Below are 12183 nucleotides of genomic sequence, written 5' to 3'. Positions count from 1 at the left end.
CCATTCCAATCAAACCCCCGAAAGGGCCCAACCGAAACGGTCCTTAGTATCAAGAAACGTGAATTCCGGACTTAGCTCTTCTTGACACACAACAAACCCTTTCAGGCTCGTCACGTGCCGAATGCCCTAAGCGCCGGCCACGTTTCTCTTTCTTCCTATTCACTTGTCAAAGAACCGAGGGGATTACCCTCAAAGCGAAACCTCAAGAGCGCACTGAACCCTGATCTGCCAAACCCGTCAACGTGACGACCTCGACCGACCAAAACGCCCGGACATGCTCTTAACGTCCGTTCAGGAAGATCACTGATGACCCGACCGTTTCCGGCGTTTCATCTCCCTTCCGAGGCCGTCGCTCTTGGCGACAACCGCTCCGCCGGCACCACGTCGCCGCAGCGCCGCCGTCGATGGAGCGGGTTATAGGAGGGCCTTCCCGACCTGTCAACGGCTTTTCTTCAAAAAACCGTCACAGAAGCCGATGGACCGCCAACGCCCGGTTTTCCGGGCTTTTCGTTAGCCGTCTCTATCCACAGACCCGGAGGCCCTGATGGCCGACCCCGGCTTTTCCGGCCTTTTCCATCCAGCTCCGGGAAAGCCTCCGCCAATAGCGTGCGGTTTCCACGGCGACACGATGCAGATATGGTAAACAAAACGGAAACGACAAGGAGTCGCCGTGCCGGACTTTTTCACGACCACCACCCTCGCCGAGGCGATGCCGGTCATCGTCATTGCCTCGATCCTGGTGGCGGGCCTCTTGATCCTTGCCTTGACGAATGCCGCCGCCCGTCGCCGTCTCGCCGAAAGCGAAGCGGCCGGCCGGCTGGAGCTGGCGCGCCTCGAGGAGCGCGCCTTGCGCCTTGCCGACGCCGACAGCCAGCTCGCCCGGCTCAAGGAGCAGCATGCCGCTCTCAACACCGATCTCGCCCGCACCCGCGCCACGCTGGAAGAGCGCGACAACGAGACGCGGCGCCTCGACCGCGAACTGGAAGCGGCGCGCGCCGCGCTCGCCGACACCAAGAGCCGAAACGAGGAAGACGAAGCCGACCTGCGCGAGGCGCTCGGCACGGTCCAGTCCAAGCTCAGCGCCGCCAACGCCGACCTCCGAGCCAAGACTGAAGAAGCGGAAGGCTTGAAGGCCGATCTTCTCAAGGCCCGAGAACAGCGCGAGGAGGCGCAACGGCTGCTCGGCGAAGCCCGCGTTGCCCTCACCGACATGCGCTCGCGCGCCGAGGAGGAGCGCAAGGCATCGGCGGAAAAGCTCGCCTTGCTGCAGGAGGCGCGGACGCAGCTCTCCGACCAGTTCAAGGCGCTGGCCGCCGACATACTGGAGGAAAAGTCCAAGTCCTTCTCTGAAGCCAACCGCGTTTCGCTCGGCACGCTGATCGACCCGCTCAAGGTGCAGCTCGCCGACTTCAAGGGCAAGGTCGAGGAAGTCTACATCAACGAGGCCAAGGAGCGCTCGGCGCTCGGCGAGCAGGTGCGGCAGCTGTTCAGCCTCAACCAGCAGCTCTCGCGCGACGCCAACAACCTCACCTCGGCCCTGCGCGGCCAGAACAAGAGCCAGGGCAACTGGGGCGAGCTGATCCTCGAGCGGGTGCTGGAAGCGGCCGGCCTCGTCAAGGGCGTGCACTTCGTGCCGCAGGAGAGCCATTCGCGCGAGGACGGCAGCCGCATCCAGCCCGACGTGGTGCTGAACCTGCCAGGGCAGCGCTTCATGGTGATCGACAGCAAGGTGTCGCTCAACGCCTACGAGCTGTTCTCCTCCGCCGAAGAGGACGCCGCCCGCGAGGCGGCGCTGCGCCGTCATCTCGACAGCATTCGCGGCCACATCAAGGACCTGTCGGCCAAGAACTACCAGGAGATCCACGGCCTCGCCGCGCTCGACTTCGTCATCCTGTTCGTGCCGATCGAGCCGGCCTTCCTGGTCGCCATCACCCGCGACGCCGAACTGTGGCATCAGGCCTGGGAGAAGAACATCCTGCTGGTCAGCCCGTCGTCGCTGTTGTTCGTCGTGCGTATCGTCGCCCAGCTGTGGCAGAAGGAACAGCAGACCAAGAACGCTCAGGACATCGCCAAGCGAGGCGCCGAGCTCTACGACAAGTTCGTCGGCTTCGTCGAAGATCTCGACAAGGTGGGCAAGGGCCTGAAGGACGCCCAGACCGCCTACGATCGCGCCTATGGCAAGTTCGCCACCGGTCGCGGCAACGTCATCCGCCAGGCCGAGATGCTGCGCGCCCTCGGTCTCAAGACCAGCAAGAAGCTCGACGCCAACCTGCTGGAAACCGCTGACGCCGAAGACGAGGACGAGGACACCGGCGCCCTGCCCGCCCCGGAAGATCAGCTGTCGTAATCGGGATTGCCGGCAAAGCGCGGCAGCTCGTCGGCAAGGCAGAGCCAGCTGGGGCGGTCGCCGTCCCAGCCATGAGCGACCGGCGCCACCGCCTCCTTGTCGTCGAGCGTGCCGAGCGTGACGCCGACCGAGCGTCCCGCGTCGTCGGTCATGTAGAGCTGGCTGCCGCAAACAGGGCAGAAATGCCGGGTGGCGCCCGGCGACGAGCGGTAGGCGGCCGCCTTGCCGGTCGTGACGCGAAAGCGATCCGGCGACACCTGCATCCACGCCACCGTGGCGCCGCCGGTCGAGCGACGGCAGCTGTCGCAATGGCAGTAGTCGACGATGGCGCCGTCGCTTTCGGCCTCATAGCGCACCCGGCCGCAGAGGCAGCCGCCCGTCAGAAGCGCCATGATCACTCCTCGCCGATCGGCGCCCGCCGGTCGCGCTTGATGGCCCCGCGCTTGGTCTTGGCGTCGACGCGGCGCACCTGGCTCGCCCGCGTCGGCTTGGTGGCGACGCGCGGCTTGGGTGGAATGGCCGCCTCGGCGAGGATGGCCTTGAGGCGATCGAGGGCATCCTCGCGGTTGCGCTCCTGAGAGCGGAAACGCTGGGCCTGGATGACGATCTCGCCGGCCTGGGTGATCCGCGAGGGGCCGGCGATGCGCGAGGCGCGCACCTTGGTTTCCCAAGGGATGCCGGACGCGTTGTAGAGGTCGTAGCGCAGCGCCACCGCCGTCGCCACCTTGTTGACGTTCTGCCCGCCCGGCCCGGACGCCTGAACGTAGGAGAAGGAAAGGTCTTTCTCGTCGATATAGAGGCGGTCGGCGACGTAGATCATGGTGCAAGAATAGTGGGCGGCGTTCGCCTCCGCAAACCCCTCGTTATACCTTCAGGAAACGTCCGCTCGCCGCCACGCCGATCAGGAACACCGAGATGATCATGAAGGCGGTCGGCAGCGAGGCGACGTGGGCGACGAAGCCGATGGCCGCCGGCCCCATCAGGATACCGGCATAGCCCAGCGTCGTCACCGCCGGCACGGCCACGCTTTCCGGCATCAGCGTCTGCTTGCCGATGGCGCTGTAGAGCACCGGCACGATGTTGGAGCAGCCGGCGCCGATCATTGCAAACCCGACCATCGCTGCCAGGACTGACGGCACCAGCGTCGCCACCAGGAGACCCGACGCGGCGAGAAGCCCGCCGACCAGGATGATGGTCGTCCGGCTGACCCGCCGCACGATGGCGTCGCCCGAGAGGCGGCCGATGGTCATGGTCGTGGCGAAGGCCGCGTAGCCAAAGCCGGCGTGCGCCGGATCGGCGCCGCGCGTGAAGGTGAGGAACACCGCGCTCCAGTCGAGGATGGCGCCCTCGGTCAGGAAGACGATGAAGCACAGGACGCCTATGAACAGCACCACCCCGCGCGGCAGCGCGAAAGCCGGACCGGAAGTATCGCCGCCGAAGCCGAGGAAATGCGGCGCCGCCCAGATCAGCATGGCCGCCGTGAAGACCGCCGCGACCAGTGAAACCGTGACCGGAGAGGCGCCGAGGCTGAGCAGACCGGCGCAGCCGGCGGCGCCGACGATGCCGCCGACGCTGAACAGGCCATGGAAACCGCTCATCAGCGCCTTGCCGGCCGCCCGTTCGACGATCACCGCCTGGATGTTGATCACGCAATCGACCGAGCCGACGCCGGCGCCAAGAATGAACAAGGCGGCGGCGAGCAGAGGCGCGCTCGACACTGTGGCGAGCGCCGGCAAGGCCACGCAGACCATCAGCGACGAGGCGATCAGCACGCGCCGGCAGCCGTATTTGCCGGCCAAGGCGCCCGCGAGCGGCATGGCGATGATCGAGCCGATGCCGAAGGCCAGCAGCAGCAGGCCGAGCCCGCCGGCTTCGAGGCCGGCCCGCGTCTTGGCGAAGGGCACCAGCGCCGCCCAGACGGCACCGCCGAAGCCGGCGATGAAGAAGGCGACGCGGGTCGAAAACTGCTCGGCGCGCCCGATGCTGGCGGACGTCAGGATGGCGGTGGACATGGCGAACGACGGCCCCTCAAGAAAACTGCCGTCCTCCCTCGAGACGGTCCGATGCGAACCATGACGACACGGCCATTGATTCGATTCAAGCAGGGTTCGTCAAGAGGTGGCCGCGGCCTCGCACGTTTTGCGACGGCGCTGTGGCTTTGCTGCGGCCGGACGCCTCGCTCCGGACGACCATGGGAAGCAATCGACCCGCAACGTTCACAATAACGGAACCATGCGCCGGCCCGAACGTTGCCGCCACAGTCGACGGGATCCCTCGGGCAGTTTCCAGGCCTATTTCGCAGTGGAAATGCGGTCGCCATTCCGTCCTCGCCGTCCCGCTTCACGCGAGGCAAGACCGAAACGCCACCCATATCGGAGGCGACACATGACCCTTCTTCCAACAACGCGCCGGTCACCATGGCCGGTTCTTCTTCTCGCGCTGATAATCGGCCTTATCGGGCTCATCCTGTTCTTTGGCGGCGCTTATCTCATCTATGTCGGCGGCTCGCCCTATTATGCGCTGGCCGGCCTCGGCCTTCTGGCGACGGCCGGTCTTCTCTGGCGCGGCAGCGTCCTGGCCTTGTGGGTCTATGTGATCGTCTATGCCGCCACCCTGATCTGGGCGGTCTGGGAGACGGGCTTCGACGGTTGGGCGCTGGTGCCGCGCGTCGTCGCGCCGACCGTCCTGCTGCTGTTCGTCGTCGCCACCATTCCCGTATTGACGCCGCGGCTCGGCAACTGGCGCTCGGCGCTCGTCGCCGACGCGGTGATCGTCGTTCTCGTGGCGGCCATCGCGCTGATCCTGCCCAATCCGCACACCACCACCTACGCAGGCGCTCTGCCGCCGGCCGGCCCGGCCAACGCCATGTCCGACCCTTCGCTGTGGCATGCCGGCGCCGACTGGCCCACCTATGGCGGCAGCAACAGCGCCCGGCGCTACTCGCCGCTCGACCAGATCACCCCGGATAACGCCGGCGAGCTCCAGCGCGTCTGGAGCATCCACACCGGCGATCTGCCCCAGTCGTCGTTCGCGGAAGGCAAGTATGGCGCCGAGACGACGCCGCTGAAGGTGGGCAACGCGCTCTACCTCTGCACGCCGAAGAACATCCTGATCTCGCTCGACGCGGCGACCGGCAAGGAGCGCTGGCGCTATGATCCCAGGGTCAGCGACGACTGGATTCCCTACACGGCCGCCTGTCGCGGCGTGACATACTACAACCTGCCCGGCGTCGCTCCGACGGAGCTGTGCGCCAGCCGCATCATCGAAGGCACGCTCGACGCCCGCCTGATCGCCGTCGACGCCAACACCGGCGCCCCTTGCGAGACCTTCGGCGACAACGGCTCGGTCGACACCAAGGTCGGCATGGGTGAGGTGGAGCCGGGCATGCTGTCGATCACCGCAGCACCGACCATCGTTCGCGGCATCATCGTCGTCGGCCATCAGGTGCTCGACGGCCAGAAGCGCACCGCCCCGTCCGGCGCCATCCAGGGGTTCGACGCCGTCACCGGCGCCCTGCGCTGGGTCTGGGACATGAAGCAGCCCGACCTCAACGGCCCGCCGCCGGACGGCGAAAGCTACGCGCGCGGTACGCCCAACATGTGGACGGCGGCAAGCGGCGACGAGGAACTCGGCCTCGTCTACCTCCCGCTCGGCAACTCGGCGGTCGATTACTGGAGCAGCGAACGCAGTGACGTGGAAAACGAGTACGCCACGTCGCTCGTGGCGCTCGACGTCGGCACCGGCCGCCCCGTCTGGCACTTCCAGACCGTGCACAAGGACGTCTGGGACTACGACCTCGGCTCGCAGGCCAGCCTCATAGACTTCCCGGCCGAAGGTGGCAGCGTGCCCGCCTTGCTGCTGCCCTCCAAGCAGGGCGACATCTACGTCCTCGACCGCCGCACCGGCGAGCCGCTGACCAAGGTGGAGGAACGGCCGGCGCCCATCGGCGGGGTCGAGCCCGAGGAACGTTCGCCCACCCAGCCGCACTCGCTCTACCACACGCTGCGCAAGCCCGATCTGACGGAAAAGGACATGTGGGGCATGTCGCCGATCGACCAGATGGTCTGTCGCATCCAGTTCCGCACCGCCAGCTACCAGGGCTTCTACACGCCGCCGACCACGTCGCGATCCAGCATCGAGTATCCCGGCTACAACGGCGGCTCGGACTGGGGCGGCATCGCCGTCGACCCCGGACGCGGCATCATCGTTGCCAACTACAACGACATGCCCAACTACCTGCGCCTCATCCCGCGTGACAAGGCGGACGAGCTGGGCTGGGCGCCGCGCGGTCAGGCCCGTGGCGAGATCGGCGGAGCCGAGGGCGCCGGCGACCCGCAGGCGGGAACGCCCTTCGCCATCAACGTCAACGCCGGCTGGCGTCTGCCGTTCACCGGGCTCCTCTGCAAGGAACCGCCCTATGGCGGCATCCGGGCGATCGATCTCAAGACCGGCAAGACGCTGTGGGACCGGCCCTTCGGCCAGGCCCGCACCAACGGCCCGTTCGGCATCCCCTCCATGCTGCCCATCGACATCGGCACGCCCAACAACGGCGGCGCCGTGGTGACCGCCGGCGGCGTGGTGTTCATTGCCGCCGCCACCGACAACCTCATCCGGGCGATCGACCTCCGCACCGGCGAGATGCTGTGGAGCGACACGCTGCCCGGCGGTGGCCAGGCGACGCCGATGACCTACGAGGTGGATGGCAAGCAGTATCTCGTGATCATGGCCGGCGGCCATCACTTCATGGAAACGCCGATCAGCGACGAGCTGATCGCCTATGCCCTGCCGTGATCCGGCATGAGCCCCGGTCGGCCTGCGTGGTCGGCCAGGGCTTTCCCTTCCCGACCATGAGCGCGCGGAGGCCAAGCTGACCCTTTTCCAAGTCTTTGCCCTGCTGGTCTTCGTGACCGCCGGCTTCAGTTGGCTCAACCGCCGCTTCATCCGCCTGCCGGAACACATCGCGCTGCTGCTGATGGGGCTCGGCGCGGCGGTTCTCCTGTTGGCGGTCCAGTATCTGGTGCCGTCGCTATGGCCGGTCAGCACGGTGGAAACGATGCTGCGGCGCATCGACCTCGAGTCGACGCTGATGGACGGCATCCTCGCCTTCCTGCTGTTCGCCGCCGCGGTCACCGTCGAGTGGGAGGAACTCAAGCGGCGCAGCCTGGCCATTACGCTGCTCGCCACCATCGGGGTGGTGCTGTCGGCCCTGCTGGTAGCGGCCATGCTGTTCGTGGCGGCTGAGGTCCTGGGCCTGTCGCTCTCCTTCGCCTGGTGCTTCGTGTTCGGCGCCCTCATAGCGCCCACCGATCCGATCGCCGTTTCGGCGGTGCTTCAGCACGTCACGCTGCCCGACCAGTTGCGGGTGGACGTCAAGGGCGAGTCGCTTTTCAACGACGGCGTCGGCGTGGTGCTGTTCTCGCTAGCGCTGTCGATGGCCACCGGCAGCGGCGACACCGGCATCGGCCTCGCCACGCTGGAGATGCTGGCCGAGATCGCCGGCGCCCTGCTGCTCGGCTCCGCCATCGGCTTCGCCGCCCTTCATGCCTTCCGCCAGATCGACGACTACTCGGTCGAGGTTCTCATTTCGCTCGCCGTGGCCATGGGGGGCTACGCGCTAGCCGAGGCCATCGCCGTCAGCGGGCCGATCACCGTCGTCGCCTCCGGCGTGCTGATCGGCAACGTCGGCACGTCGCGCGGCATGAGCGAGCGCACGCGCGCCTATTTCTACGGTTTCTGGCGCCTCGTCGACGACTTGCTCAATGCCGCCCTGTTCGTGCTGCTCGGGCTCGAGGTGCTGGTCCTCCACCTTCAGGCGACACCCTTCCTGTTCGGTCTGGTCGCCGTGCCGGTGGTGCTCGTCGCCCGCACCGTCACCGTCACCGCCGCGCTCGCCGTGCTGGGGCGCTGGCTGCATTTCGAGCGGGGGGCCGGCACCATCCTGATCTGGGCGGCGGTTCGCGGCGCCATCTCCGCCGCCCTCGCCTTGTCCTTGCCCGATGGAACGGAGCGGGAGCTGATCCTGGCGGCCACCTACGCGGTGATCCTGTTCTCGGCCATCGTCCAGGGCCTGACGCTGGAACGGGTCATCCGTCGTGTGACCGACGTGCCAGCGAAGGACGAGAACAAGTGAGGCCTGAAATGAAGGACGGATCGCGGGGAACCCGAGCGCCCTTTCCGCGTTGGGCCGAGGGGGCCTTTCTCCGGCAGGGGCCCTGCGCACCATGGGGAACGGCCATGGCCGTTCCAAGGGATCGCTTCGGAGATGTTGCCGTGTCCATCATCGATAGCCTGAGGCGCGCCCGCAGCCTCGCGACCCGCCTGCGCTCGGCGTCGTTGGTCCTTTGCCTCGCCCTCCTCGCGGCCGGGTGCCGGTTTCCCATCCTGGACCCGAGCGGCCCGATCGCCGCGCGGGAAAAGCAGCTCATCCTCATCTCCACCGCGCTGATGCTGCTCGTGGTGGTGCCAGTCATCGTGATGGCGCTGCTCTTCGCCTACCTTTATCGCGCGTCGAACAAGCGCCCGCACTCGATGCCCGATTGGGCCCGTTCCAATGCCATCGAGGCCGTCGTCTGGATCGTGCCGCTGCTCATCGTCGTCGCCCTGGGGTCCCTCGCCTGGACGACCACCCACGCCCTCGACCCCTATCGCGCCCTGGAACACGATGGCGAGACGCTGGAGATCGACGTCGTCGCGCTCGACTGGAAGTGGCTGTTCGTCTACCCCGACCAGAACATCGCCAGCGTCAACGAGGTGGCCTTTCCCGTCGACACGCCGGTGCATTTCAACATCACCTCCGACACGGTGATGAACTCCTTCTTCATCCCCGGTCTCGCCGGCCAGATCTACGCCATGGCCGGCATGCGCACCGAGCTCAGCCTGATCGCCAGCGAGCCCGGAACCTTCGGAGGCATGTCGGCCAACTACAGCGGCGCCGGCTTCTCCGGCATGCGCTTCAGGGCGCTCGCCACCTCGCCTGACGAGTTCGAGGCCTGGACGCGCAAGGTCGCCGCAAGCGGCCGTCCGCTCGACGAAGCCGCCTACGAAAGGCTCGCCCAGGAAAAGGCCAACGCGCCGGTCATCCACTACGCGCCCGGCAATCCGGACCTGCTGCAGAGCCTCATCGACAAGTACCGCCATACGCCGCCGCCGAAAACGACGGGGTCACCGAAGCATTGAACCCGCCATCGTCATCGTGACGGCAGCCCAGGAGAGCGCGACGTGAACGCCATTTTCGGAAAGCTCACCCTAGAGGCCCTTCCCCTCGACCAGGTCGTCACCATGACGGCGGTCGGCCTGGCGCTGCTGGCGGCGCTCGGTGTCGCGGCGGCGATCACCTACCACGGCCGCTGGTACTGGCTGTGGGCGGAATACATCACGTCCGTCGATCACAAGAAGATCGGAATCATGTACATCCTGCTCGGCCTCGTCATGCTGCTGCGCGGCTTCACCGACGCCGCCATGATGCGCATCCAGCAGTCGATGGCCCTCGCCCCCAATCCCGGCTACCTGCCACCGCATCATTACGACCAGATCTTCTCGGCCCACGGCGTCATCATGATCTTCTTCGTGACCATGCCGCTGGTCGTGGGCCTGATGAACATCGTCGTGCCCCTGCAGATCGGCGCGCGCGACGTCGCCTTTCCCTTCCTGAACTCGCTCAGCTTCTGGCTCACCTTCTCCGGCGCCATGCTGGTCAACGCCTCGCTGGTGTTCGGCGAGTTCGCCAAGACGGGCTGGGCAGCCTACCCGCCGCTGTCGGAACTGGCCTTCAGCCCGGACGTCGGCGTCGACTACTATATCTGGAGCCTGCAGATCGCCGGCGTCGGCACGCTGCTCACCGGCGTCAACTTCCTGACGACCATCCTGCGCATGCGGGCGCCCGGCATGAAGATGATGCGCATGCCCATCTTCACCTGGACGACTTTCTGCACCAACGTGCTGATCGTCGCCGCTTTCCCGATCCTCACCGTCACGCTGGCCCTGCTCGGCCTCGACCGTTACGTCGGCACGCATTTCTTCACCAACGACGGTGGTGGCGAGCAGATGATGTACGTCAATCTGTTCTGGGCCTGGGGTCACCCGGAAGTCTACATTCTGGTTCTGCCCGCCTTCGGCGTTTTCTCCGAAGTCGTCGCCACCTTCTCCGGCAAGCCGCTGTTCGGCTACAAGTCGCTGGTCTGGGCGACCATTGCCATCACCTTCTTCTCCTTCGTCGTCTGGCTTCATCATTTCTTCACCATGGGCGCCGGCGCCAGCGTCAATGCCTTCTTCGGCATCGCCACCATGATCATCGCCGTGCCCACGGGCGTGAAGATGTTCAACTGGCTGTTCACGATGCTCGGGGGGCGCGTACGCTTCGCCGTGCCGATGCTGTGGACCATCGGCTTCATCGTCACCTTCACCATCGGCGGCATGACCGGCGTGCTGCTGGCCATGCCGGGCGCCGACTTCGTGCTGCACAACAGCCTGTTCCTGGTCGCCCATTTCCACAACACCATCATCGGCGGCGTGGTGTTCGGCATGTTCGCCGGCCTCAACTACTGGTTCCCCAAGGCCATGGGCTTCCGCCTGTCGGAACCGCTCGGCAAGGCCTCCTTCTGGTGCTGGCTGATCGGCTTCTACCTCGCCTTCATGCCGCTCTACGTGCTGGGCTTCATGGGCATGACGCGCCGGCTCAACAGCTACGACAACCCGGACTGGCACCCCTGGCTGGTGCTGGCCGCCTTCGGCGCGGCGATCATCGCGGTGGGCATCGCCTGTTCGATCCTGCAGATCGTCTACAGCATCTGGAAACGCGACGAGTTGCGCGATCACACGGGCGACCCGTGGGACGGCCGCACCCTCGAATGGGCCACCTCGTCGCCGCCGCCGATCTACAACTTCGCCGAAGTGCCGCGCGTCACCGAGATCGACGCCTGGGCCAACATGAAGGCCGACGGCGGCGGCATGTTCGTGCGCTCGACGCCCTATTACGACATCCACATGCCCCGGAACACGGCGATCGGCTTCCTGATCGGCATCTTCAGCATCGGTCTCGGCTTCGGCCTCGTCTGGTACATCTGGTGGATGGTCGCCGTGAGCGCCGTCGCCATGCTCGCCGTCCTCCTCTACCGCCTGTTCTGGGAAGACATCGCCTACATCATCCCGGCCGCAACGGTGAAGGACATCGAAATGCAGCGTCTTGAGGAGATCGGCCAGTCATGACCATCCCGCTCGATCTTCCCGAAGCCCACTCGGTCCACGCGCCGCAACACCCGGCAGCCGCGGTGGACGACGCCGAACTCACCGAGAAGACCGTCTTCGGCTTCTGGCTCTACCTGATGAGCGACGTGGTGCTGTTTGCCACGCTGTTCGCCGTCTACGCCGTCGTCTGCCGCAGCTATGCCGGCGGCCCCACCGGCCGCGAGCTGTTCGATCTCGGCTTCGTTCTGGCCGAAACCGGCGTCCTGCTCCTGAGTTCCGTCACCTTCGGCTTCGTGACGCTCGCCGCCCAGGAGAACCGCAAGCAGGCGGTCTTCCTCTGGATGGCCGTGACCTTCGTTGTCGGCGCGGTGTTCATCGCCATGGAGCTCTACGAGTTCAACCACCTGATCGAGGAAGGCGCCGGACCCAGCCGCAGCGCCTTCCTGTCCGCCTACTTCGCGCTGGTGGGCACCCACGGGCTGCACGTCTTCACCGGCCTGCTCTGGATGATCGCGATGATCGTCCAGCTGGCCCGCGACGGCCTCACCGCCGCGGTCCATCGCCGCCTCGGGCTTCTCGGCCTGTTCTGGCATTTCCTCGACGTGATCTGGATCGTCGTCTTCACCGAAGTCTATCTGATCGGAGTGCTCTGA

Annotated in this window: 9 protein-coding genes; 6 read left to right on the top strand and 3 right to left on the bottom strand. The window is 66.3% G+C overall.

What is annotated here, in order from left to right:
• Positions 1-670 precede the first annotated feature (670 nt).
• Positions 671-2347: a DNA recombination protein RmuC gene (rmuC, locus tag M4J39_RS22305; RefSeq protein ID WP_251730700.1), complete on the top strand. Its 1677-nt coding sequence runs from the start codon at positions 671-673 to the stop codon at positions 2345-2347.
• Here rmuC and M4J39_RS22300 read toward each other — a convergent pair.
• Genes M4J39_RS22300 through M4J39_RS22290 form a run of 3 tightly spaced genes read right to left on the bottom strand, consistent with a single transcriptional unit; the run spans position 2335 to position 4359 of the window.
• Positions 2335-2739, bottom strand: a complete 405-nt coding sequence (locus tag M4J39_RS22300; RefSeq protein ID WP_251730699.1) for a GFA family protein — start codon at positions 2737-2739, stop codon at positions 2335-2337. The two genes, rmuC and M4J39_RS22300, sit on opposite strands and share 13 nt — an antisense overlap.
• A gap of 2 nt (positions 2740-2741) precedes the next feature.
• On the bottom strand, positions 2742-3167 hold the full coding sequence (arfB, locus tag M4J39_RS22295; protein WP_251730698.1) for an alternative ribosome rescue aminoacyl-tRNA hydrolase ArfB: 426 nt from the start codon (positions 3165-3167) through the stop codon (positions 2742-2744).
• Between the two features lie 43 nt (positions 3168-3210).
• The gene (locus M4J39_RS22290) at positions 3211-4359 is read right to left on the bottom strand and encodes an MFS transporter (RefSeq protein ID WP_251730697.1); all 1149 of its coding nucleotides are present in this window, start codon (positions 4357-4359) and stop codon (positions 3211-3213) included.
• A gap of 373 nt (positions 4360-4732) precedes the next feature.
• Here M4J39_RS22290 and M4J39_RS22285 point away from each other — a divergent pair, with 373 nt between their 5' ends.
• The 5 genes from M4J39_RS22285 to cyoC all read left to right on the top strand — a co-directional run bounded on the left by M4J39_RS22285 (position 4733) and on the right by cyoC (position 12183).
• Entirely contained in the window at positions 4733-7138 is a 2406-nt protein-coding gene (locus tag M4J39_RS22285; RefSeq protein ID WP_251730696.1) for a membrane-bound PQQ-dependent dehydrogenase, glucose/quinate/shikimate family, read from the top strand.
• Positions 7139-7250: 112 nt separating this feature from the next.
• Complete coding sequence (locus tag M4J39_RS22280; RefSeq protein WP_251730695.1) at positions 7251-8477, top strand: cation:proton antiporter; 1227 nt, start codon at positions 7251-7253, stop codon at positions 8475-8477.
• A gap of 140 nt (positions 8478-8617) precedes the next feature.
• A complete protein-coding gene (gene cyoA / locus M4J39_RS22275; RefSeq protein WP_251730694.1) occupies positions 8618-9523 on the top strand; it encodes a ubiquinol oxidase subunit II in 906 nt (301 codons plus the stop codon).
• Between the two features lie 51 nt (positions 9524-9574).
• On the top strand, positions 9575-11551 hold the full coding sequence (cyoB, locus tag M4J39_RS22270; RefSeq protein ID WP_251730707.1) for a cytochrome o ubiquinol oxidase subunit I: 1977 nt from the start codon (positions 9575-9577) through the stop codon (positions 11549-11551).
• Complete coding sequence (gene cyoC, locus M4J39_RS22265; protein ID WP_371875502.1) at positions 11548-12183, top strand: cytochrome o ubiquinol oxidase subunit III; 636 nt, start codon at positions 11548-11550, stop codon at positions 12181-12183. The genes cyoB and cyoC overlap by 4 nt, the downstream gene beginning before the upstream one ends.

Origin of the sequence: Pleomorphomonas sp. NRK KF1 (genome assembly GCF_023721755.1) — a bacterium.
Lineage (GTDB): Bacteria > Pseudomonadota > Alphaproteobacteria > Rhizobiales > Pleomorphomonadaceae > Pleomorphomonas.
Note: the sequence above shows the minus strand (reverse complement) of the source record. Positions and strands in the feature narration are given on the sequence as shown.

Excerpts from the sequence above, each read along its gene's own strand:
- M4J39_RS22285 (WP_251730696.1), top strand. The coding sequence starts at position 4,733 with ATGACCCTTCTTCCAACAACGCGCCGGTCACCATGGCCGGTTCTTCTT.
- M4J39_RS22290 (WP_251730697.1), bottom strand. The coding sequence starts at position 4,359 with ATGTCCACCGCCATCCTGACGTCCGCCAGCATCGGGCGCGCCGAGCAG.
- M4J39_RS22300 (WP_251730699.1), bottom strand. The coding sequence starts at position 2,739 with ATGGCGCTTCTGACGGGCGGCTGCCTCTGCGGCCGGGTGCGCTATGAG.
- cyoC (WP_371875502.1), top strand. The coding sequence starts at position 11,548 with ATGACCATCCCGCTCGATCTTCCCGAAGCCCACTCGGTCCACGCGCCG.
- arfB (WP_251730698.1), bottom strand. The coding sequence starts at position 3,167 with ATGATCTACGTCGCCGACCGCCTCTATATCGACGAGAAAGACCTTTCC.